Below are 23,710 nucleotides of genomic sequence, written 5' to 3' on the forward strand. Positions count from 1 at the left end.
ATCGCTAACGGATTTAACAGTACAGCCTTTATACCGACATAGGGGAATACCACTATTATGTCCGAGTTCAACGAGATATCCAACTTCGTCTATGGGACTGCTGATCTAATCCGAGATAAATTCAAACGAGGAGACTACGAGGAAGTCATTCTGCCATTTCTGGTTCTGCGAAGGCTTGACTGTGTACTCGAACCAACAAACGACGAAGTCAGAGAAACATACGAACAATACAGCGATGAGCTAAACGACCAAGCACTACAAGAGGTCCTGAAAGAAGCTGCTGACGCACCCTTCTACAACTACTCAGAATACACTCTCGAAACACTTCTCGACGAACCCAGCGACATTGAACGCAACTTCAAGGAATATATGCGCTCTTTCTCCCCCGAAATGCAGGACGTCCTCGACAACTTCGGCTTCGAATCCACCATCGAGGAACTCTCCAAACACGACCTCCTCTACCAAGTTGTAAAACGATTCACCCAACCCACCGTCGACCTACACCCAGACAGAATCGACAACGGCACGATGGGAGACATCTTCGAGGAACTAATCCGGAGATTCAACGAATCCCTCGACGAAAACCCTGGAGAACACTTCACACCGAGAGAAGTCGTCGACCTAATGGCAGAACTGGCTATAGAGCCAGACAGAGACGATTTCGAGGAGAACGAGATTCTCCAGATCTACGACCCTTGCTGCGGTACCGGCGGGATGCTCACAGAAACAGAGGAACGAATCAAAGACATAAACGAAGACGTAGAAACCTGGCTATTCGGACAAGAAGTCAACCCCCAGACCCACGCCATCGCCAAATCCGATATGTTCATCAAAGGCGAAGACGCCTCAGCAGCCAACAACATCGAAGACGGAAGCACACTCGCTGACGACGCCTTCCCAGACAAACAATTCGACTACATGCTCGCCAATCCCCCATACGGGAAAGACTGGAAGAGCGACAAAGAAGAGGTAGAAAAAGAAGCGGAACAAGGCTTCGGAGGCCGATTTGGTGCAGGCCTTCCATCGAAAACCGACGGACAGCTTCTCTTCCTGCAAACGATGCTCTCCAAGATACAGGAACCAGAGGACGGGGGGAGCAGAATCGCCTATATTACCAACGCATCACCTCTCTTCACAGCCGATCCGAACGTCTCAGACAGCAAAAACGAATGCAGTATCCGACGATGGATACTCGAAAACGACTGGCTGGAAGCACTAATTCGACTACCAGACGAACTCTTCTACAACACCAAGATCACCACCTACGTCTGGGTCCTCTCCAACGACAAACCCGAAGAACGAGAAGAAACAGTCCAACTGATAGACGCATCCGGTGAAGAGTTCTGGACCCTGATGGACGACAACAAGGGAGACAAGAGAAAAGAGCTCACAGAAGACCAAATCCAGGATATCATCGAACTCTACAGAGAAAACGAAGACACAGAAAACTCTCAGATCCACCCTGTAACCGAGTTCGGATACAGAAAGGTCAGGATCGAACGCCCGCTACGCAAGAACTTCAAAGCCACTGAAGACCGAATAGAGCAAATCAAGGAGGAGAGAGCATTTGGCAATCTCTCGGGTAGTGAAGAGGGCGAGGAAAAGCAGGAAGCCATCCTCGACATGCTCCACGGCATGGATGACAAACTCTACAAAGACAAAAAGGAATTCGAAGAGAAACTCGATGAGGCAATCGAAGAAACAGGACTCAACCTGAAGAAATCCGTTCGCGGTAACATCTTCAACGCACTCGGAGAGAAAGATCCTGACGCCGAAATCGTCCGCGATAGTAAGGGTCGGCCAGAACGAGACACAAACCTAACCGACTACGAATACGTCCCTCTGGACAAGGACGTTCGAGACTACTTCGAAGAAGAGGTACAACCCTACGTACCTCACGCCTGGATCAACGAAGATATGACCGACCCACAAGATGGAGGGCTTGGAAAGATTGGCTACGAAATCAATTTCAACCGCTACTTCTACGAATACGAATCACCTCGCCCTCTCGGAGAAATCGAGGAAGATATCGAAGAAGTAGAACAGCAGGTCGTTGATATGATTCAGGAGGTGACCAAATAATGGCTGAATTGACCGACTTTGGTCAAGAGACATTAGATTACAGATTTAGAGACGAAGAGAAATTTGTAGAGACGAATAGCGATTGGATTGGTAGTATTCCTTCGAATTGGTCTATCATGAAGATTGATAGATGTCTGAAATCAATGGAGACGGGTTCTAGAGAAAAATACGATGGGAATGATGGCGTTTTCAGCATTGGTGGAGAGCATCTTTCTGACAAAGGTGGATTAACTACTGAAAATGAGAAGGCACTGTCTAGTTGAGTTAGTTTGAGAAGTGAGCAGGTCGTTGAGTAACTTGTTCAGAGATGCTCGCAGACCTGCTCAGTGAGAGCTATGCGGCGGATTTAGAAGAATCTTGGGAGAATGAGCGGACGGCGACGCCCGTTAGGGCGTTCGCCGTCCGCCTCCACCAGACCGGTTGTTCGCTCCGCGAGACAACAACGATCTTAGCGGAATTAGGCGTTGAACGCTCGCATGGAGCGGTTTGGAACTGGGTACATCGGCTAGCTGACAGCGACTGCGACCCGCCTGAGGCGCAGCCGAAGCGGGTCGCCGTTGACGAGACTGCTGTCAAGATTAACGGTGAGTGGTCTTGGTTGTATGCTGCAATAGACATCGACACAAAATTGATCCTGGATGTCGCGTTATTTGGGCGGCATGGCACTGATCCAGCGGCTGCATTTCTGCAGAAACTCCAAGAGAAATATGATCTCTCGGAGGCTGAGTTTCTCGTCGATCAATTCGGTTATCGGACTGCCCTTGCTCGATTAGGATTGAGCGGTCGGGTCAACTATACCGACCGAAACCTCATCGAAAAGTGGTTTCACACGCTCAAAATGCGGGTCGACCGCTTCCATAACTCGTGGGTGGGCAGTCGGTCAAGCGTCCGAGAGTGGCTTGAACAGTTCATGCATTACTACAACTGCCACAGACCGCATCAAGGTCTTGATGGCAGAACGCCGATCGAGGAGGTCCAGAACTAGACAGTGCCCTCGGACAGAAACTTTGCAGTCTTAATTGATGAAGCTCATTCCTCCCAAACCGGCGAACTCAAAGACAGCCAAACCAGAGCTCTCTCGGAAGAGTCCTCTACGGAAGTCGAAGAAGACGAAGAAGTCTCTGTTCAAGATCGGCTGAATGAGGATATGGAAGGCCGTGGAGTCCTCTCAAACGTCAGCTCGTTTGCATTCACCGCTACTCCGAAAGAGAAGACCTTGGAAATGTTCGGTGAGGAAACCGAGGACGGCGGATACGAACCTTTCAGCCTGTACAGTATGCGCCAGGCTATTGAAGAAGGCTTCATCTTGGACGTTCTACAGAACTACACCACGTATCAAGACTACTTCAATCTGCTAAAGACTATCAAGGATAATCCGGAGTTTGAAGAATCCAAAGCTAAGAGACTTCTCAAGTCGTTTGTCGACAGCCATGATCTCGTAATTGAAAAGAAGACCGAGATCATCGTTGAACACTTCGCAGAAGAGGTGATGCATAGGATCGACGGAAAAGCAAAGGCGATGGTCGTCACAGGGTCAAGAGAACAGGTTGTCAAATACAAACGTGCCTTCGACAAATACCTCACAGAGAATAACTACAATTTCGAGGCCTTAGCAGCTTTCTCCGACTTCAAGTATGAAGGCGAGAAGCTCTCAGAGAAGGATGTAAACAAAGATCTAGATCAAAAGGTCGAAGATCGGTTCGAAGAAGACGATGCCAGAATCATCATTGTTGCAAACAAGTTCCAAACCGGGTTCGATCAACCTCTGCTACACACGATGTATGTTGATAAGAATCTGGGAGGGGTGAGAGCAGTGCAAACGCTGTCCCGGCTCAACCGGACCCATCCTGACAAGGAAGATACGATGGTTGTCGACTTTAAGAACGACCCAGAAGACATCCAAGACGCGTTCGAGGACTTCTACACCAAAACCCGGGTCAAGCAAGGAACAAATCCTCAGCTTGTCTATGATCTCGAAGAAGAGCTACGCGAGTTCAGGTTATTCAGAGACGAGGAAGTTGAAGAGTTTACTGAGCTCTGGTACGGTGAAGACGGTAACCAGGACCAACTGAGCGCAGTACTCGACCCTGTGAAAGATCGGTACAAGAGCACAGAAGAAGAAACTCAAGAGGAGTTCAGGAAGAAAATGAAGGATTTCATACAGCTTTACTCCTTCTTGATTAAGGTCGTGAACTTCCGCGACGAAGAACTTCACAAGCTCTATCAGTTCTCTAGAGTCCTATACCGGAAGCTGGATGTCGAACGGGGGGAAATGCCGAACGAGGTTAAGCAGTACGTCGATCTGGATCAATACCACATCAAAGAGGTGGCCAAAGAAGAAGACCGTTCCCTCGAAAGCTCGAACGGAGATCTCGGACCAACACACAAATCGAAGGACGGATCTACGAAGACAGAGGAAGAGAGGTCTCCATTAGAGAATATCGTCGAGATGCTTAACCAGCAATTCGGGTACGAAGTCGACGAGCAAGACAAGGCATTCATAAAACACCTCAAAAACCGACTGGAAGAAAATGATGCTCTGAAAGAAACCGTTGAGAAAAACAGCGCTGAAAAGGCCCAGACGAAGTTCGAGAAGGTTACTCGGAAAGAAATGCTGGATATGATTGATCAGAACACGAAGTTCTTCAACAAGGCGACGAACAACGATGAATTCGCCGAGGTCTTCCAGAACTGGCTTTTCAACCAGTTTATGAACTCTTCTAAGGATGATACCCGAGGACTAATCCAGAAAGGCAGGAACAAGACAGTAGAATTCAAGGAACATCTTCTGCCCGAAACTGAGTCCGACGATTTGGCTAAAAAGAAAGTCGCTCAGCACGTTGCAGCCTTCGCTAACACAGCCGGCGGCCATCTAATACTTGGAGTCAACAAAGATGGAGAAATCACTGGTCTAGAAAAGGACTTCAAATCCATTTCAAAGGGTCAAGAAGGATTCAAGAAACAGCTTGAAAACGCATTAGCTGAACACCTTGGAGAGACATTCGCAACACAAAAAACCGGGGTTCAGTTCAGCACCCTCGGAGATAAATCCATCTGCGTAATAAAAGTAGAGCCGAGCGATGAACCAATCGAGTTCAGCGGCGAAGACCTTTACATCAGAAAAGACGATGGGACCCAGCAGCTCAGCTCCAGAGACACAGATGAATATATCAAGAAACATTTTAGGTAAACCCGGAGTACTAAGCGGTGTACTCCGGGATCTCTATTTCACTCTGTATTCAGATTCTCACCAGTCTGTAAGTCCCGATTGCTCCGTCAGGACATCAGTTGCTTCCTCAACCTTCCTGTTACCGGACCATCCGTCTTTAGTTAAGCCTCACACCTCGGTTGTGTAGTGGTAGCGAGCGTCTCTTGTAAGATTGGTCGTTGCTGGTGGATCTTTTGAGCGTCTTCGATCAGCCGGTCGAGCAGCGGCGGTGGTGAATAGCCGAGGAACTCACCGAGTTCGTGGAGAATGAGCTGGGCGTGCGACCGGAAGGTCGCCGCCCAGCGCTCTGTCGGAAACACAAGCTCATCATCCGCCTGCTCAGTGACTAGATCCAACAGATCGCGGCTTACAAGCAGCGACAGCAGCGCTGCGTACAATAAGATCCTCACCACGTGTTCGTCACTCGTGTCGAACTCGTCCAATTCGTACTGCGTCTTCAGCTCCCGGAACAGCAACTCAACTTCCCACCGACAGCGGTAGATCTCCGCTAAATCCGCCGGAAAGAACTCCTCCCTAGCTAAATTCGTCATGTACAGGTGGTAGTCGTCGGCGTCCTCGTTGCGGACGCCGACGACGCGAAATCGCTTCGTATCCAGCGACTGTGTCCCATTGTACGGCCCCCGTTTGAATTCGACTTCGACCTCCACATCGATGTATTTCCGGTCAAGGTCATCGAGAACAGCTCGGAGCTGCTTGCCCTCTAAGGGAATGGCGCGGCCGCGCCATTCCCGTAATTCTGCCGTAATCACCGGGTTTGCGTTCTGCTTCAGCCGACTCACGAAGTAGCCGTCGTTCTCGTCGATCAGCGCAAACCGGCGGTACTTGAAGTAGGCAAGATCGAACAACACGAGGCGATTCTCAAGCCACGGCCCTGTTTTGAACAAGGTGCTGTCGTGCGTTTTCTCGTTAGCAGTATCGAGCCGTTCAATCGTCTGCTCTGTGGCATTGTGGAGCAGGTGGAGCTTCGCTCCAGCCTGCTCCTCGTGGCGGGCTTCGAATTGGTCTGAGAGAAATTCGTGTAACCGCAACACCGTTCCATCAGCGATCATCACGTCTCTAAATCGGTCGATATCAGCGTCAACAGCGTTAGGAACAGCGACCTCGTCGAGACCGCGCTCGACGAGGTCGCGGAGATACTCTGCAAGCGTCGGTGTCAACCGCTGATAGAATCCACCCGGAGAGATCGTCTCATCGGCAGTAGAGTTGTAACAGCGTCTAAACCCGGCGAGTGTTCGGCTTTCGCCTGCGGCGAAGCCGAACACGAACGCCCAAACGAAGGCAGGGATCTGGAGCTTGCGGTCACGTTCGACCACGCCGAGTTCCTCGGCGTGCTCTTCGAGGAACTCAGAGGGAAACAGTGTAGTGAGTCGACGCATAATTCGAGATGAGGAGTCCTTGTCGTGCACAGACTGGACTTCCTCATTCCTTCCGAAAGATGCCTCGATAAGCCGCCGCTATCTCGCGGTTTCTCGCTTAACTAAAGACAGATGCTGTTACCGGACTTTCTCAGTACCATCCCCGTGTACTGCTCATTGCCGTGGAGATCCGACAAGTTCTCAAGATACTGTTCTGCCTCTTCTACAGAGCCGAAGAACGGGTCGACGAGGTCGTCTCCTGATTCAGTGTGGTATACCACTCCGTCCTCCCCACTCCAGTAGTACTGCGTCCTGCTGCCACCATCAGGCCTCAAGTCCTCTCTTGCTTCCTCTTCGAAGGCCTGGTCAATCGCATTCTTGTAATGGGCTTCCGGGAAGTAATTCTCCAGTTCAAATCGTAGAGCCCCAGAAAAGCTGGTGCCGCCGGTAAGGTTCATCCAGTACGGCTTCTGCTCTTCGACGTACTGCTTTTCTTCCGCATATTCGTCGAGAAGTTCATCTACCTCTTGTATCGTGAATCACCTCGTTCTTCAAGCAAGGCCTCTAACTCGGTTTCGTAGATACCTACGACGTCCTCAACTTCGCCACCGTCTGGAAATAGCGGGGCCTCGTCCTCAGGATCTAGGTCAGTACGGTACGCACCCGCTTTCTCTAACTGGTCTTGGGTGAAGTAGCCGTACTCCCATCGTCCGTAGGTGTTCGGGGACTTTACTCGGCCGAAGTAGACGCCGTCTTCTTCTTTGTCGTAGGCTTCCCACTCCCAGTCCGGAAGGAGAGCTGCCTCCCACTCAGCTAACGGCTCCTCGTCATCGAAATCAGTAATCGTTGAACCACCTTTACGCTTGAAGTTCGTGGGCTTCCATTAGCTCTCTCAGGGTTTGCTCTTCATCCGGCCAATACGGTTCCGTATCTCCCTGTTCGATCAACTGGCGGCTTCGGCTGTCTACAGCTCTACGACCCAATGCTTCCGGCTCAGGAATCTCGTTAGCTCCGTTCTCCAAAAGCTGGGCCGCTTGCTCGAAGCCATCCGCCAACTCGTAATCAGGTACATCCTGAGTATAGTGTGTCAATGCGCGTGTAGCCGCATTGTAGGTCTCCCAGAGCGTTGGGGCCTCAGGATCGTCCACCTCATCGTATAATGCGTTAAGCAGGTCTGGAACAGGCTCTTCAAGGTAGCGGCCGACTCCAGAATCCATCAGCACCAAGAGGGCCTCGTCTTGGTTCATCAATTCACGGTTCTGGGCCTGTGCCAATCTCTGTTCTATCTCTGCCGGACTCTCAACTACTGCGTCGACGGCGTTGTATGCAAGGCCTGGTTGGAACGGTTCGCCGTGTGTCTGATCGAATCCAAGTTCAGAGATGAAGGCCGTCATCCCGTTACTGCATACCTGTCGCTCAGCTCCGATATCGTACTTCAGGCCGTGGAACCCACTGTGTCCGCTTTGAATCTGTAATCCGAGATCGATAGGGTCGTCTTGGTTTGCGTAGACCTCCTGATCAAAATCGAGTTTGGCGCTCATCTTGTGGGCCGTCGGAGAGATCGAAACCCTGCCGGAGGGCTCGATACCGTGGCGTTCGACGGCGTCACCTACTGTCTCCAGGATATCGCCGTACTGAATGACGTTGTAGAAATCTTGGCTGCTGGAGACAACGCCCGTCGCTCTCCCATCATCAGTCCACAACGAGTCACGATACGGGATCTGCTCCCACTCATCGCGTTGTTCATTCCGTGCGTAGACATCGTGCCTATCCACCTCCGGAAGCCTTTCTGCGGTTTCGTACAGTTCGTCTAAATCGTCGAAAACGTATTCTTCTCCTTGAATCAACTACCACCCTTCTACCAGACAGTTACCGGGGAAAGGGTAGGTACCTGGCCACACCCCCAATTTCAGATGAACCCTCTCCTCCCTCAACCTATAAAACAGTGACACCACTAACAAGACACAACAACCAGGTGGCACCTCTCTTTGAAACGACGACAACTCCTCCTCGGAACCACCGGACTCCTCACCACACTCGCCGGCTGCAACACTATCACCGGAAACAACCAAAATACAGATAACACTGATACGAACGGTAACACCGGCAACCCGGATATTTCTGTAAGTATTTCTACAGAGGCCCAGCCATCACAACTACCTTCAATCTGGAACGATCAGAGTATCGAGGACTTCCAGGCCAAATTCTCTATTGAGGCAAATGGAGACCCTGCACAGACCACAGTAAGTAATGGAAAAGTAGAGATCAACCAGGGTTCAGAGCAGTGGAACGGCAGCTCAGTAACCGTACAGCCAGGTCAGATGACAGAGGGAGAACAAGAATTCAAGGCCACAGCAAGTAAAAACGATACACAGGCAGAAGACACGGCAAAGGCCTCCAAGCCAACGCCTGGTAACTACAAGGTCGATGTAGTACCTGAGAGAAACCAGGAACTCCGGAAAACAATCAAGAATAATTCAGATGAAGAAAACTACCTGGAAGACCGCGGCGGATTCACTACAGAAGATCCTGTCTTCGATACGTACAGCAGCCACGAAGCCGTAGGATTTGACAAAGTAGGAGCCGACCTCACCGCACTCGAATGGCGCCACGACAACGACTACGAAGCTCTAGAAGAAGGAAGCCCTAAAGAAAGCAGCAAATTCGTAGAAAGCATCGGCACAGACACAGGCGACCCAGAAATAGAGGCGATTAAGAATGGGGAAAAGGGAGTGACTACTTATCCAAACGGAGAGTGGAACTCCCAAACCAGAGATGGTGGGAGCTTTGACTACGAGAAATTCGCCAACGCAGAAACATTAGGCGAAGCACTGGACGGCCTCCACACATACCTATTCAACTGGCAAGCAATCATGACAGATATCGGTCCCAGAAGTGATGAGGACTTCATCTATGCAGCTACTCTTGAGCAAGCGATCGAACAATCTGTCAAGCGTAAGAATGATACAGAACTAGAGGCTCACGCCTGGGACTTCGACCTTGATTCACACGGAAACGGGTTAATCTACGGTAAGAATGCTGATGGAAGCGACGAACTCCGTATCATGGAGACCGTAGCCAACCCAGTAACAAGCACACCTCAAACAATACACGACCAAAGACATCCATTAGTGGAAGAGTCGAATTATCTGAATCCGGAGCATGAAGAATTCAACAAGTACTGGCATCCACTACGGTTCGGATGGGAAGGCCATAGCGACAGCCAGAGATGGGACTTTGAACAGGAGAAGAGAAGAGCAGCTCAAATGGTTCAGAATATGGCTACTTCTCCAATCCTCGCAAGCACATCAGGCGAAGGATCGGGGATGGAAACTACCGAAGATATAGCCCTAACCACCGAATACCTGCAAGATTTCACAGAAAAACTAAGAACCTACAATCAGAATGACGCTAATTTCGATGAACTTTACAACCAGGCCAAAGTAATGAATGAACTACTTAGGAACGAAGATGGCAACCATGTAGTCTACGGAGACACAGAGAATCCTCAGTACGCGGTAGTGGAAGATGACTCTGTAATTGATGAAGTCTGGAATGATGAGAAGGGCCATTACGATGATTTCAATCAGTTCCTTCTCGACAATCCAAGCTACAGTATGGATGCAGAGGAGATCGATGCAACGCTTGAAGGAGAAGAAATGGATGAAGGGTTCGGCCAGGAAGCACTGGCCGGCGCATAAAAATTACTTTTTCTAATTGCTATGGACCTTCTTTCAGGTAAGAAGATAAATCCTCCGAACTCATTTGGCTGAAACCGTAGCTCAGGTTCTGCTGCCATTTACTCTGCAGATTCATCACCGGTGTGCTTACCAGGGAACCTGACAAGTCATTCTTACTTGGAACTATCCCAGTTTCCGAGCAAGTACTTCCACCACTACATACTTTCGATATATTAAACCAGCTATCTCTCAAGTTCGAGTTATAACTCCCGGAAAGGATGCTCTGGGCCCGAGTCTGCTGATCAGCAACATCTGCAGAAGAAACAACCTTAAGATTTCCTTCCGCTGTTATACTCCAATCATACTTTACATATAATTATATTTCAGAAGAATATGAAAAGTAGATTAAGGAATTAATCCTCCAACCGCTTCGTTCGCTCTTCCAAACTTAAATGCGACACATCGATCAGAAGACTGCCGAACAACAAGTCATAGAACTTGAACAGATAGGACCTCATTCCTGCATCTTCACTATTGCCCTCCTCTCTCATACTCATTTCATTCCAGAATACGCGTCCACCGGCCGCTTTCAAACGCAGGAGTTCCAATTCGTCTAATGCACTAATCAAATACTTCTCACCGACTATCTCTGCCGCATAATCATCGGCAGCACGCTCAACTTTCGGATAATCATAGAAAACAAGAATCGAATTCCGACCACCGACAAGACCGGAGAGTAACGTAGCCGCCAGATTCGCAAGCCAGTCACGATTCCGAATATGATACACTTCATGAGCAATCACACTTTCAAGCTCTCTTCGGGAAAGCGATTCAACCACTACTTGACTCACCACAATATACCTCTGCGCACAAAGTAGCGACATTCCTGCACGAATAACTGGGATATTACCCCGGTCAGCGACAATCACTCGAACATTTTCGGGAGCAACATCACTCGAATATTCTTCACCATTATCCAATAACCTCACAATCCCCAATTGACCACGAATCCTCTCCGACAAATTGTATAACCACATTCCTGTCAATAGCATTACCGGGATCAAATATAGGGCATAGTAAACAGCTAAAGCCGTGCCTGAAACCGGAAGCACCCCCGAACCCCAGTATCCGAAATTCCCAGACACCACTCCAAGAAAAACCCAGTCGCTAGTAAACCCGTACCGGACAATATCAACCAACGAAACAGTCGAAATGACAATCGATACATTCGATATCAACAGAGTAAGCAAAAGCACAATCTCAGTACCTCACAAAGCGTCCTCAGTTGAGTCAGTCTGAGGTCTGATTTCTGTTGCGGAGTGCAGTGACCGACCGCGATCTCCTCACAGATCGACGGGAAGCTGTCGCTGTCGGCGGCGCTTAGCCGCCGACGCGACAGCGTCGCCACTCAGTGCCGGGGCTGTCCCGGTCAGTGGTTAGCGGTGGAATCGGTCGTCAGGTGGTCGGTTCGCGGGGACGGCCCGACGCACCGCAAGGGCCGTCCACGCAGCCCGTCGAACCATATTCACGAACTCCTTGTACGGCCACCACCAGAGGCGACGCCCGCCTCGGCGCGGCGTCGCCACGTATTCGTAGTGGAGATACCGCCAAACATTCTGTAGCAGCAGACTCACTACGACGTACAGCAGTCTCACCGTCGCGTCTCGTGTCGTTGTCGTCGCTATCGCTTGCTCGGACAAGCGATAGCTCGATTCGATACCGAAGCGTTTGCTGTAGTGGTATCGCGCTTCGCGTGGCGTCTCGATGAACGGCGCGTCAGCGGCGTAGCCGTGACGCGCTACACCGTTCTCGTCATATCGTCCGTTCAGGTACGTACAGTCGATGTAGACGGGAAACTCGACGGTCCAGCTGTGACCGTCGAGTTTCCCTGTCAGGTTGTGTTGAATAATGCGACTCCATCCTTCCGAGAGTTCCTGCTGAATCGCCTCACCCCACTGAATGATTGGGACCACGTAGGCGTAGTTGTGCGCCTGAAGCAGCGTGAGACACTTGCTGTCGTAGAATCCGCGATCAAGGTAGACGGCCTTGACCTCGGTGTCAAGGCCGTCGAGTACACCAAGGAACTCAGCGAGGACGCTGCTGGCGGTGTCGCCGTCTTCGAGACGGCGCACCGCCAGCGTGTAGCGTTTGTTCTTCACACGCGCGTAGAGTGTGGCGTAGGCGTGGAACGAAGTGGTTCCACGCTTCGCTTCCGAGTGGTAGAGAGCGTCTGTGTCGTCTTCATCACCGTAGTAGGGTCGCAGGTGGAGGTCTGCGCAGACCTCCACCTGCTCGGGGAGCAGTTCGACGATGTCTCGTCGAAGAAGCGTGTTAGCGACTCGTTCGAGCCGTTCGGGCTCGAACTTCGTCCGTAGATGATAGAGAACTGTGTTCGCCGATGGCGAGTCTTCACTGGAGTTGCACAGCGTCGAGATCGAGGTCCCGTCGGCGGTCGCGCCGACGAGGACCTCGTAGATGTCCTCTGCACCGATTTCAGCGTTGTTGGCGAGATTCAGAGAAACTTCCTCGTCAAGGCAGTTGACGAGGAAGTTAAGGAGCTGGTCCTCGTGGATTTCATTGTCCGCTTGCTTTGCTTGCTTGGACACAACTCAGCAAGCGGACTCCTTCAACTTGCGAGCTTTGTGAGGTACTGAATCTTGGAAGTCGGACACTCAAACAACACCAGCTCCCGATTTGAGACAGAATCATAAATTACACTGCCAGAAAAGAGGACTAACGCAATAGAAACAACAGCTACAGCTAAGAAAACAAGGGCAAAGAACACCAACCCCGATACAGCAATCTCTCGAAGTAACTCTACCGACAACAGATGATACAGCGGCTCTTGTTGAGAAATTACCAGGCTGAAAAGTAGTGCCGCTAAAAGAGGAATAAATAAGAATAATACACCATGTAACGGGATAGCTAAAGCAACCACAGGCCAACTCAAGTCCCGCTGTCGATAAGAGACGTAGATACCACCAATCATGGCTGAAATAGCAAGTATACTGATCTTCATCAACTGATCGCCTATTAGAAATGAGGCAAAACCTACAGAACTTATCGCCAAAATATAATTCAGTGTAAACGCGACATAGGGGTTAGCTGAATCTTGCTTAATTACACCTACCGAATCAAGATTTACCTTAAACTCTGAGAAATTAGCCGACTCCCCCATCAAAACACAACCCCCTAACCCAATCAACAGCAGCACAACCTGCCAACGCACACGCCCATAATCACCAGCAGTAACCGCACTCTGAACAAACGTACTGAACATCTGATCAAGAGACAAAAGAAAATACAGCGGATACAACGCAAAAATAAGACCCAGCAAAAATCCGGCTTTCAATACATTAGACCCATATACTGACTCAGTCACCGCTCCTTCAGAGATACTGACGGTTACCTCCCTAGATACGAACCGTTCCTGCTCCCTCCACATCCACTGATCATCAAGTAGCTCCGGACTCAAATCCAACTCTTCAGAGACCGCTTCCCGTACCGTATTAACAGGAACGTCTTCAATTTTCCAAGTTCGTGACCTAATCTTCATGTCCACTACTTTCGGCGGTATGGCTTCGATTATCTCGGCAATTAGCTATCCTTTTATACACGCTTAAACGGGATTACGCGGTGTTGCTCTCAGGGAGCTACGATTTCATAGCTAGCTACAAAAACAAAACTATAAAAAAGTTGTTACTTACACGTTGTAATAGGACGATATCTATGGAACACACAGACGAACTCGACACAATTCTTGAAACCCTCGAAACCCATCAACAATACACAGAAGACGGGCAAGACGGCGAACGAGAGATATACAACATCACCGATACAGACGGATACATTTTCATCGGACCAACAAGAGAAGATGGAAAATCTGCCGAAGGTTCACTAGACTCACCTACAGAAATCACAGGAGAACCCGTAGCAGAAACCGAAGCCACTATCGTAGAAGAAAATCTGACAGAATACCTTGAACCTTAGAAAAATACAGAAATGGGCCTTATCGCATCAATTCAAATCCCAGAAGACTACGACCAAGAAGAATTGGAAGAAACAGTTGATGCAATGGCAGAGATCGCAGACGAAGTAAACACCTATCACAACCAACTCCTAGAAACCGCCACACAGCACTAATCCACCTCAACCACTCCCATTTCCCATCCTCTTCTTACTTTGACGCCCCTCCTTCTACGGCGAAGATAGGAAACCAGGAACATCCGAAAGCAAAGTCTCAGTCACACCTTCACCCTGAATCTCTTCCACCGGCAGAAACCGCCACGCCTGCTTCTCTGTCAACACATACGCCGACTTCGTATCACCCTCCATCATCTCCCCATACATAAAGAAATACACCACCTCCCCCGGCTCATCACTAATCTCAGTCTCATCCACTACAGCATCAGCAATATGCACCCAATTATCCTCATTCAACTTGTAAGTCTGAAAAGTCCCATCATCACTCTTCAAAATCTCAAAATCCGGCTTACTCAAGACATCACTACACAGAACAGCAAAACCCTGACTCTTCTCCCTCCCCCAAAACGCCGCAGGACTCTCCGGATAATCACGAAACACCACCTCCTTGAACGGATCAGGAACCGGAAGACGAGAATCCGCATTCACAGTCGAACTCATCAACTTACCTGGAATCTCCAGATTATCTCCACCCATTTACGAAATCATAGCCAGCTATCCCAAATAAAACCCACCGCTCAAACCCAGCTACGAAATCCAAACCATCTCACCCCAGCCACATAACCACTAAACAGCACCCAACTCAGAAAAAAATATAAGAACTATTATATTTTCACCACCCGGCCCCATAGCTGCATCTGGGAACGATGCAACCCAAACCCAGCCTAAGACCCACAGTACTGTCAGCAGCAAACAACAATCTTCCCTGCAGCCCCCCAGAGGCCTTCCAACCGCTGTTCGACCTGCTAAACTCGCTAACCCAGTTAGCGTTCATCGGCGGCATCGCGCTTGGAACGTTGGGCCTGTTGACCGCCTCGTTGTTCGTTTTGCTTCCAGGCGAGGACAATACACGCCGCGGTAAGCAGGTTGCCAAGAACACGCTGATCGGCACGATCCTGCTGCTGTCCTCCAATATGGTGATTCAGTTCCTCACCTCGGAACTCGGAACCACGATCTGCACCTGAAAAACAATGAACCGGAGAATCATCTTCGCCGGCCTGCTCGCCCTCACCTTAGTAGCTACACCCGTCGCCGCACAAGAAAACACGACTACAACCCCTACTGAAGACGAAGACAACAACAGCGGGATTCTAAACGGCATTCAAAACCTGATCGACACGATCCAAGACTTCACTCAAGGAAAGACTCTCGGAGAGACGATCACGGACATAATCTTCTGGCCCTTCCGAAAACTCGCAGAAGTCCTACTCAGCGTACTCATCACCGTCCTCACCACTACGCCAACAGTTCATCCCAACCCTGCCGTATCCAGCGTCCACCAGGACACACTCATCATATCATACGTTATAGCAGGCCTCGGATTCGCAGCCACCGGCATACTCTACATCATCGGCCCAATCCTCAACATCTCCTACAACCAAGCCCGGAAAACACTCCCCCGGCTCGTCATCGCACTCATCTTCGCCACACTCTCACCTCCCATCCTACAGTACGCAGTCGACCTCTCCAACGCCTTCACCCACGCATTCACACCAGAAATACAGAACATCCAGCAAGTAGCAGGCCTCTCAACAGGTCTCGTCATCGCCTGGGTAGTCGAATCAGTTCTTCTACTCGCAGTCGTCGCCCTATTCCTCATCCGCAATGTCTATATCTTGTTCGGAGCCGCAGTCAGTCCTTTGCTGGCCGTAATGTGGAGCTTGCCCAAAGTCAGGCGGTACGCAGACACATTCATAGCCGGCTGGTTCGCCGCATTGCTGATCGGGCCAGCGGACGTCCTCGTCCTCAAATTCTCGCTCTCACTACTTCGAGGAGCAGGCAACAGCGGTCTTCAAAGCGTGTCTAACTGGATGTTTGGAGTTGCATCCTTCACACTCCTACTTCTCGTTCCCTACCAGATCTGGACGGCGTCACAGACCGCCGTAGGCCAGGCACACACCGTCTCCAATAGCTTCGATAGCAGCGGCGATGCCTCGGACGATGATCCTGATCTCACTGCTGATCAACGTCAGCGTCTCCGAGAAAACCGGAGGAAGAGAGCGGACAGTGAGACCACAGGCCGAGTTGAGGACTTCCGGAGGCGGCTACGATGAAACCCCGCTTCCAGTTCCCCGGAACGGTCGAAGACGTCTCCATGCAGTTCTTCGGCCGGTTCACCTGGAAAGACGTACTCCGACTCGCCCTGCCCATAGCAACAGCAGCGGCTCTCACAGACGCCTACATCTACCTCGTTCCGGGCCTGCTGCACGGAACCATTCTCTACACAGTACGGCCATTCAGCCAGCCGCTGGACCACCACATCATCCACAGTATCCGGTTTCTCGCCGGGAGGTACCTATGACACAGTACGGAGCGATCCAGGTTACGCCGACAAACTTGGAGCTGATGACCGAGAAGGAGGCATTAGGAGTGCATCAGAACTTCAAACAGGTTCTGAATCAGGCCGACTACCCAATCAACATCTACTCGCTGCAACGCGATTTAGAGCTTCAGCCCTACGCCGAATACCTGAAAGACCGGTTCTCCATCCGTAGGGAGCTCTGGGAGGACTATCTCAGGTACTGCAGCCGTCTCAACGACGAATCACTCGTCGCCACCGAGCACTACATCACCACACCGGTCACCGCCTCAAGCCGAGGATTCCTTGCCTCAGTACTCGACTCTGAAAGCTCGGAGGATCTAGAGAGTGAGGTACAGCGGAGAACCCAACAGATCACCGACTCCCTTAACACCGCTAACCTCTCCGCAACGGAAATCCCTGCCGAAGAACTCGAAATCTCTCCCAGCAACCCAACACCTCGGTACGTCTCCACCGGACAGGAATACCGGCGGGCACTCATAATCACTGAATACCCCAGTCAGCTGGAACTGGCCTGGCCCTTGGAACTTCTCCGCGTCGACGGCAAAATCGACGTAGCTCAACTCATCAAACCAAGAGACTCCGCTAAGACCGTCTCTACACTCAACCGATTGAAAGAGAAGCTGAACGCCGAGATCAACTCCCGTCTCGCATCCGGCTTCCTCGACACCAACGAACTCGAATCCAAACTAGACGCCGTCGACTGGATGCTCGACAAACTTGCCAACAGGGAGCAACAGGCCTTCGACTACGCCGTCTACATCTCCACCCACGCAGACAACAAGGAAGACTGCGACCAGGCCTTCGAACAGGTCAAATCGCGGTTGAAGCGGATAGGTATCGGATTCGAGGAACCCGTCTTCAGAACCGATCAAGCGCAGAAGGCCTGCAACCCGCTTCAACTCGACCCGTTACAGGAGACCCAGCTACAGCTCAGTAACTCCATCGCTGCCGGATTCCCCTTCGCCACCCGGACAATCAACCAGTCATCCGGAATCATCTACGGAGAAGACCAGTACGACGGTACACCCATACTTCAAGATCGGTTCCAGTGGCACGCACCCCACCTCGCAAGATTCGGAGCCACCGGCTCAGGAAAAACCTTCCACACCAAAATCGAACTCCTCCGAGCCATCCTCGCATACCCCGACATCCAAGTCATCGTCATCGACCCGAAAAACGAGTACCACAACCTCATCAAAGCCCTCAACGGCCAAACCTACACCGTACAAGACCGGCCCGAAAAACTAGGTAAGGCCTCCTGCTTCCAAGTCACCTCAAGAGGCCAATCAGAGAACATCCCGGAGATCATTGACCTGATCGAACACCTCTACCAGGTTACCAGCCAAAATGATCGGCGGACCCTGGTAGTGGCCGATGAAGCCCACAACGTGTCAGGTGTGGGCCGAGGCCGAGAAATCCTGACACGCTGGGTGAGAGAAGCACGAGACACTTCCACCGCAATCACACTGGTCAGCCAATCAGCCAACGACTTCACCCAGTACACAGAGGGGAGAACCCTGCTCGACCAGATGCCCGGAAAGCTGTTCTTCCGGCACGAACGCGTCAGCCAGGAAATGATCGACCACTTCCAGCTCTCAGAACAGGAGGAGATCGATCTCTACGACCTCAAAACAGGGACCGACGCACCGTACTCAGAAGCCGTAATGAAAGTCAGCGGACGCCTCGACGCCAAAATCCGCGTACACGCAACACCCGCAGAACACCGACTCATCGAACAATGAGCCACCAGAAAACCCGAATCCAGATCCTCTTCCGACCGGTTATCGGCCAACCTCTACGCCGCTACTACTGGCGGAAACGGGCCTACCAGCGAATCGGCCACCTCCGGAGGGAGAAAGAGAAACTCTGGGGGTCAAGGCCTCCAACACCGCGGGAAAAGAAACAGGCAGACGCAATCGAGAACAAGGCTGGCAGCCCCCGATTCCACGTCTCGATCAGGCTGCTCATCATCAATGCGGCCGAGTACACGCCCAGCAGGGTTAAAGAGATCTCCGGAGCGTTCAACACCTACGAAAACCCGGAAACAGGCCAGTACCTGAACGCGACCACGGTAACACCGTTCCGCCGCAGCCAAATTACTTCTTTCGCACAGGCAGTCCAACGTAGAGAGTTCCAGGGCTGGAGCCAGAAATTCCAGGCCACCAAGGACGAACTCTCAGCTCTTCTCTCACTCCCGAACCGGAAACAGGACAACATCCAAAACGCTCAGCCATGAACCCCGAAGAAACCCAGAACCTGATACAGAGCACAGGCAACCTGAACACCACCTACCTCGGCAGCCGTGAAAGCAACCTCGGCGTCGAAGAAAACATCGGAGTAGACGACGAAAAACGCCTAACACACGTCCTCAACGTCGGCCCCACCGGATACGGCAAAACCCAGCTACTGATACACGTCGCATTACAGGACGCAGAGAAAGACCACGGCCTCGCAATCATCAACCCGAAAGGCGACCTAATAGACGAATTCCTCTCCAAACTCCCCGAAAACCGGAAAGACGACATCGTCTACATCAACCCCGCGAGGGACCCGGTTACACCGATCAACGTCCTCGAACCTCACATCACCGAAGAGATGTCGGAGGCCCAGCGAGAGAACCAGAAAGAGATCATTGTCTCCGACCTCATCGATCTGTTCAAACGCCAAAGCGAGAACTGGGGTGACCAGTTCGGCCGAGTCCTCGAAACCCTCCTGCGGGCCCACCTCGACCTCAACATCCAGAAAAACCAGGGAAACAGCTTGCTCGACGTCTTCCGATGCGTCGTCAACCAAGACCAGCTCACCGAGCTGATCGACGACACCGACGACCAGATCATCCGAGAACAACTCGTCCGCGTCAAAGAGAATATGACCTCGTATGAGATGGAACCGCTCCAACGCCGGCTAAACGACTTCGTGATGAACCCCACCATCCGGAAAGTTATCGGCCCAGAACAATCCGGAGTCAACTTCCGCGACGTCGTCGACGACAGCAAAATCCTCCTCGTCGACATCCAAAAAGGCGAAGTCGGAGAAACAGTCTCCCAACTCGTCGGAAGCATCGTCACCACCAAAATCTGGGCCGCAACACAAAGCCGGGTCACCCAGCCCGTCGAACAACGCACACCCTTCTTCCTCTACGTCGACGAACTCCAGAACTTCGGCGGCGAAGGCAGCAACTTCACCAAAATACTCAGCGAAGCCAGAGAATACCGCTTAGGGTGCTGGCTCGCCACACAATACCTCCAACAACTCGCAACCGACATGCGGAGAGCAGTCGTCAACAACTGCCGCACCAAAATCACCTTCAACCCCAGTGGCAGCGAAAACGAAACCCAGATCGCCGGAATGTTCCAAGGCCTCTCCAAAAACCAGCTCAAAGCCTTAGGCAAGTTCCGGGCAGCAGTCCAGAAACCCAGCAAACAAAGCCACAACTCCGCCGTACTCTTCAACACCTACCCACCCTGGGAACCCGAAGACACCGACGTCGACCAACTCAAAAAACAGGGCACCGCCGCCACTACCCAAGCAAAAGCCCAGATCAAGGCCTCCCAAAGCCTCGGAAAAGGAAACAACGCCGGCGGAGACAAACACCGAGAACTCCTCGCACAAGCCAAGAAACAACTCGAAGAACGCGGCTTCCAAGTCAACCTCCTGTACCAAGACTCGGGCGACAACAAACCAGACGGCCACGTACACCTCCCCGACGAAAGCATTGCACACCTCGAAGCAGAACACAGCACACTATCACGGCCCGTCAAAGTCCTACGCAACCTCAAAAGAGCCGTCGAGGACGACAGGGAAGTCTTCTACGTTGTCCAGCAGGGGAAAGCAGCGAAACTTCAGAACATCGTCGACGACCCCAAAAACCGTCGCGGCAACGAATACAACGACGACAACGGAGGCTACAGCTACTACACTGATGAAGACGGCGAGGCATTCACCCAATTCGAAGAACTAGAAGAAGCAGAGTACCGGGTAATCGAAGTTACCGAAGACGACCTGGAGGTACACGACGAAGCTGTCGAACCAGAATGCCCAGAACTCGATGCAAACAGCCGTGACGACTTAGAGGCCTTCTGCCTACACCGCGACGAAAACGGATTCTGCACCGAACTCGAACAGCAATGCGTCCTACTTGAAGGAGAATGACCGCAGAAGAAATCGAGGAGATACGGGACAAGGACCACGTCGTCCTCCAACACATCGAAGAAGGCCGTGACGACGTACAGAAAATCACCGCAGAAACCACGCTCGAAAACCACCATGTCTCCTACTGCTTCGAAAAACTGGAGGATCTGGGCTTGATCGCCGTGGAGAAACCGGACACTATGGTTGAACGAGTGATCGACGGACAGAAACGGGTCTTCCAACACCCCAAGGAGGCAGTACTTACGGAGAAGGGCTACCGGTATTTGGATCAGTCAGAGTCGGAGAATGTGACTGAGTACGAGGATTTGAGTCATAGTGAGCTCGTCGAAAAATCTCAGGATCTTGAAAGAAAGGTAGAGCAGTTGGAAAAGTCGTTAGAGGCCTTCCGACGACAGATACTGAAAAAATTTGAAGAAACAGAAAGGCGCTAAAGCCTCTGATCTCGGTCTTCCGCACCTTCCTCTTGATCCGCATCCGCCCTGCCGTCGACCTCGATATCATTGTTCTTTCGCCAGGTCTTCTGCCATTCATCGGTAGCTGGCACGCTCTCGGCCTTATGGGTCGTGTAACGCTCTCTGATTCGGGCCGGGAACGGCGTGTTCACACTGTCCCCAGCGATAATCGCTTGTCCCGGCGTAAGGCCTGGAAGCTCGGAGAGAAGATCCTCGCCAACGTCCTCAACCCCTTTCTTCACAGCATCTTGATCTAGAGGGTTCTGAATCTGCATAATGATCTGGGTCTTGCACTGCGACAGGACATCGTCGTCAATCTTGCTCGGTCGCTGACTGATAATTCCGATACCAATCCCGAACTTACGTCCCTCACTCAAAATAGTAGATAGAGGCCCGAGAGACTGAGCTTCACCATCTGCTGGAGCAAAACGGTGTCCCTCCTCAAGAAGGCCGAAAACCGGGAAATCAAGATCTCCTTCCCCATCCTTCTCATATCGTACCCTCGCACGGTTGATCTTCTGGAACAAAACACTGACCAGCATTTGCTGCTCCCGCAGACTCATCGTGTCAAGCTGGAGAACGGTACACTTCCCCGGCTCTAACAACTGCGACAAAGCCAAATGATTGTTCGCATCAAACAAATCACGATCTAAGGCCTTATCCAGCCTCCATTCGAGCGCATTAGCAGTACTGTCGTTATCCGCTACCTCTTGACACCGCTCCTTGATCTGATTCAGGGTAACGTAGTTGAAGTCGACGTCATCATCGGCTTTGAGACTGCTCCAGGCCTCAGAGAGAACGTGTTCTTGTGCATCGGAGGGATCGTCGATTACTGAGTATAGGTCGGAGAGATTGAGTTCGGAGATACGGATGTGGATATCCTCCGGGTTCTTGAGATCGATTTCCGGAGTATAGCCTTCATCCTCATTCTGAAACCGTTCATCTTCCTCCATTTCTTGAAGAGAGTGGTACTCGCCGTGCGGGTCGATGATCAGCATCGCTGCACGGGAATCTGGCTGCATCATCTCCTCTACCAAGACGGAGGCGGTGTAGGACTTCCCGCTACCCGTTGAAGCCAGAATTGAGAGATGTGTCGAGGCGAAGTTGTCTATTGGGAGATGGATGTCCGTACCTCCGGGAGGTCTGTGGAGTAGATCGCCTATGTACGCTGAGCCGTTCTCCTTGGGGTCTGCCTCCGTTAGGTACTCTTCAAGATCATCATCCGCCGCTAGCTCAACCTCTGTACCGGGTTTAGGAACGATACGCGGATTCGTGAAATCATTCAGTTTTTCGTTGTAGTATCCGATGACGTTGGCAGTGAGTCGGTAGAGATCCACCCCTTCCGTCGCTATCCCAAGCTTGCCAGCTACAGCTTCCGGCGAGACACCTGGGTCCGACATAAACTGGTCTGGATAGCCGCGTTTCTGCTCTCGCTGAGTGATACGGGCGAAAATCTTCTTTTCTTGCTCTTCTAACTCGCCGCCGTCGTTCTCAACCTCTACAGTTCCAGTATAATAGATGAACTCTCCGTTCTTGATTTCCGTGTCGTCTGGCGTGACAAAGACGAATTCGTTGGCTTCGTCCCCAGGCTCAGATACAATTCCGTCAACCATCTACATCCCCTCCATTTTGGTTTGCCATTCCAGATTTCGTTGAATCACATCTAACGCGTCCGCCTCACCGGGTTTCTCTTGCTTCAGCCGCTCCAATATCTGTGATAGAATATCCTCAGCAAATCCTTCTGCAACGTCTACCATCCGCTGATAGTACTCAAGCTTGACCTCGCCGTCGACCTCGTGGAACTCCACCATGTCTTCCTCTGGCAGTTTTGCGACCACGTCGTCAACTTCCAGCGTCCAGCGAGGGATTGAGTGGTCTGCTTCTTCGATCTCTCCGTCTTCTACGGTTACGTGACCCAGCAGGGCAATACCTGCCAAGACCTGCTTTTCGTCGACATAGCTCGGCTGAAATATCTCCTGCTCCTCGGGCTGTGACAGATTCGGACCGGTTCGCCCCTGATCCGGGTCGACAATCTGGGTGTCGTAAATGACCCCAATAAAACAGCAACTCCTGTCCTGGATCTCCTTCTCTATGTACACGAACTGACCGAACTCATAGTCCGTCGGATCGGGAGACTCCTCCCTCACACTGTCATTGTAGATTTCGCAGACATAGTCGATATGAGATTTTGAACCAACGATCTTGCCGAGCTCCATGTCGTCTTCATTCATAAT

Annotated in this window: 22 protein-coding genes; 13 read left to right on the forward strand and 9 right to left on the reverse strand. The window is 51.3% G+C overall.

Annotated elements, in window-relative coordinates; translation table 11 throughout:
- The first annotated feature begins 57 nt into the window (after window positions 1-57).
- The 4 genes from ABSL23_RS15380 to ABSL23_RS15395 are packed head-to-tail and all read left to right on the forward strand — an operon-like array spanning window position 58 to window position 5,272.
- Window positions 58-2,082, forward strand: coding sequence for a class I SAM-dependent DNA methyltransferase (locus ABSL23_RS15380; RefSeq protein WP_353634413.1), 2,025 nt, complete (start codon window positions 58-60; stop codon window positions 2,080-2,082).
- Complete coding sequence (locus ABSL23_RS15385; protein ID WP_353634414.1) at window positions 2,082-2,345, forward strand: hypothetical protein; 264 nt, start codon at window positions 2,082-2,084, stop codon at window positions 2,343-2,345. The genes ABSL23_RS15380 and ABSL23_RS15385 overlap by 1 nt, the downstream gene beginning before the upstream one ends.
- A 44-nt stretch (window positions 2,346-2,389) precedes the next feature.
- Window positions 2,390-3,067, forward strand: a complete 678-nt coding sequence (locus ABSL23_RS15390) for an IS6 family transposase (RefSeq protein ID WP_353633501.1) — start codon at window positions 2,390-2,392, stop codon at window positions 3,065-3,067.
- Between the two features lie 3 nt (window positions 3,068-3,070).
- Entirely contained in the window at window positions 3,071-5,272 is a 2,202-nt protein-coding gene (locus tag ABSL23_RS15395) for an RNA-binding domain-containing protein (protein WP_353634415.1), read from the forward strand.
- Between the two features lie 140 nt (window positions 5,273-5,412).
- Here the strand turns inward: ABSL23_RS15395 and ABSL23_RS15400 are convergent, their stop codons facing one another.
- The 3 genes from ABSL23_RS15400 to ABSL23_RS15410 form a co-directional block, all read right to left on the reverse strand.
- A complete protein-coding gene (locus tag ABSL23_RS15400) occupies window positions 5,413-6,687 on the reverse strand; it encodes an IS4 family transposase (RefSeq protein ID WP_353635392.1) in 1,275 nt (424 codons plus the stop codon).
- 101 nt (window positions 6,688-6,788) lie between these two features.
- The gene (locus ABSL23_RS15405; RefSeq protein WP_353634416.1) at window positions 6,789-7,124 is read right to left on the reverse strand and encodes a hypothetical protein; all 336 of its coding nucleotides are present in this window, start codon (window positions 7,122-7,124) and stop codon (window positions 6,789-6,791) included.
- 399 nt (window positions 7,125-7,523) lie between these two features.
- Window positions 7,524-8,513 carry a DUF932 domain-containing protein gene (locus ABSL23_RS15410; RefSeq protein WP_353634417.1) on the reverse strand — a complete coding sequence of 330 codons (990 nt, stop codon included), beginning with the start codon at window positions 8,511-8,513 and terminating at the stop codon, window positions 7,524-7,526.
- Window positions 8,514-8,654: 141 nt separating this feature from the next.
- On the opposite strand from ABSL23_RS15410, the gene ABSL23_RS15415 reads away from it, so the two are divergent.
- Window positions 8,655-10,367 (forward strand): hypothetical protein, encoded by a 1,713-nt coding sequence (locus ABSL23_RS15415; protein ID WP_353634418.1) that lies wholly within the window; start codon window positions 8,655-8,657, stop codon window positions 10,365-10,367.
- A gap of 392 nt (window positions 10,368-10,759) precedes the next feature.
- On the opposite strand, the gene ABSL23_RS15420 is transcribed toward ABSL23_RS15415, so the two are convergent.
- From ABSL23_RS15420 to ABSL23_RS15430, 3 genes are all read right to left on the reverse strand, one after another.
- Complete coding sequence (locus tag ABSL23_RS15420; RefSeq protein ID WP_353634419.1) at window positions 10,760-11,491, reverse strand: M48 family metalloprotease; 732 nt, start codon at window positions 11,489-11,491, stop codon at window positions 10,760-10,762.
- A 291-nt stretch (window positions 11,492-11,782) separates the two neighbouring features.
- Window positions 11,783-12,952 carry an ISH3-like element ISH27-3 family transposase gene (locus ABSL23_RS15425; protein ID WP_353633369.1) on the reverse strand — a complete coding sequence of 390 codons (1,170 nt, stop codon included), beginning with the start codon at window positions 12,950-12,952 and terminating at the stop codon, window positions 11,783-11,785.
- Window positions 12,953-12,972: 20 nt separating this feature from the next.
- Window positions 12,973-13,908 (reverse strand): hypothetical protein, encoded by a 936-nt coding sequence (locus tag ABSL23_RS15430; RefSeq protein ID WP_353634420.1) that lies wholly within the window; start codon window positions 13,906-13,908, stop codon window positions 12,973-12,975.
- A 167-nt stretch (window positions 13,909-14,075) separates the two neighbouring features.
- Here ABSL23_RS15430 and ABSL23_RS15435 point away from each other — a divergent pair, with 167 nt between their 5' ends.
- Window positions 14,076-14,336 carry a hypothetical protein gene (locus ABSL23_RS15435; RefSeq protein ID WP_353634421.1) on the forward strand — a complete coding sequence of 87 codons (261 nt, stop codon included), beginning with the start codon at window positions 14,076-14,078 and terminating at the stop codon, window positions 14,334-14,336.
- 207 nt (window positions 14,337-14,543) lie between these two features.
- Here ABSL23_RS15435 and ABSL23_RS15440 read toward each other — a convergent pair whose 3' ends face one another.
- Window positions 14,544-14,990, reverse strand: a complete 447-nt coding sequence (locus ABSL23_RS15440) for a hypothetical protein (RefSeq protein WP_353634422.1) — start codon at window positions 14,988-14,990, stop codon at window positions 14,544-14,546.
- Window positions 14,991-15,196: 206 nt separating this feature from the next.
- Between ABSL23_RS15440 and ABSL23_RS15445 the strand changes: the two genes are divergently transcribed.
- From ABSL23_RS15445 to ABSL23_RS15475, 7 genes are read left to right on the forward strand one after another with little or no spacing between them, the layout of a single operon-like run.
- Entirely contained in the window at window positions 15,197-15,514 is a 318-nt protein-coding gene (locus ABSL23_RS15445) for a hypothetical protein (RefSeq protein ID WP_353634423.1), read from the forward strand.
- 6 nt (window positions 15,515-15,520) lie between these two features.
- Window positions 15,521-16,603, forward strand: a complete 1,083-nt coding sequence (locus tag ABSL23_RS15450) for a hypothetical protein (RefSeq protein ID WP_353634424.1) — start codon at window positions 15,521-15,523, stop codon at window positions 16,601-16,603.
- Window positions 16,600-16,851 carry a hypothetical protein gene (locus ABSL23_RS15455; RefSeq protein WP_353634425.1) on the forward strand — a complete coding sequence of 84 codons (252 nt, stop codon included), beginning with the start codon at window positions 16,600-16,602 and terminating at the stop codon, window positions 16,849-16,851. The genes ABSL23_RS15450 and ABSL23_RS15455 overlap by 4 nt, the downstream gene beginning before the upstream one ends.
- The gene (locus ABSL23_RS15460; protein ID WP_353634426.1) at window positions 16,848-18,614 is read left to right on the forward strand and encodes an ATP-binding protein; all 1,767 of its coding nucleotides are present in this window, start codon (window positions 16,848-16,850) and stop codon (window positions 18,612-18,614) included. Before ABSL23_RS15455 ends, ABSL23_RS15460 begins: the two co-directional genes overlap by 4 nt.
- On the forward strand, window positions 18,611-19,108 hold the full coding sequence (locus tag ABSL23_RS15465; protein ID WP_353634427.1) for a hypothetical protein: 498 nt from the start codon (window positions 18,611-18,613) through the stop codon (window positions 19,106-19,108). Before ABSL23_RS15460 ends, ABSL23_RS15465 begins: the two co-directional genes overlap by 4 nt.
- A complete protein-coding gene (locus tag ABSL23_RS15470) occupies window positions 19,105-21,024 on the forward strand; it encodes a type IV secretion system DNA-binding domain-containing protein (protein WP_353634428.1) in 1,920 nt (639 codons plus the stop codon). Before ABSL23_RS15465 ends, ABSL23_RS15470 begins: the two co-directional genes overlap by 4 nt.
- On the forward strand, window positions 21,021-21,455 hold the full coding sequence (locus tag ABSL23_RS15475; protein ID WP_353634429.1) for a hypothetical protein: 435 nt from the start codon (window positions 21,021-21,023) through the stop codon (window positions 21,453-21,455). Before ABSL23_RS15470 ends, ABSL23_RS15475 begins: the two co-directional genes overlap by 4 nt.
- On the opposite strand, the gene ABSL23_RS15480 is transcribed toward ABSL23_RS15475, so the two are convergent.
- On the reverse strand, window positions 21,452-23,089 hold the full coding sequence (locus ABSL23_RS15480; RefSeq protein WP_353634430.1) for an ATP-binding protein: 1,638 nt from the start codon (window positions 23,087-23,089) through the stop codon (window positions 21,452-21,454). The genes ABSL23_RS15475 and ABSL23_RS15480 overlap by 4 nt on opposite strands.
- Window positions 23,090-23,707, reverse strand: a complete 618-nt coding sequence (locus ABSL23_RS15485) for a hypothetical protein (protein WP_006601328.1) — start codon at window positions 23,705-23,707, stop codon at window positions 23,090-23,092. It abuts the gene before it with no gap.
- Window positions 23,708-23,710 lie beyond the last annotated feature (3 nt).

It is taken from the genome of Halobacterium sp. NMX12-1, assembly GCF_040435975.1.
In the GTDB taxonomy this organism is placed as follows: Archaea; Halobacteriota; Halobacteria; order Halobacteriales; family Halobacteriaceae; genus Halobacterium; species Halobacterium hubeiense.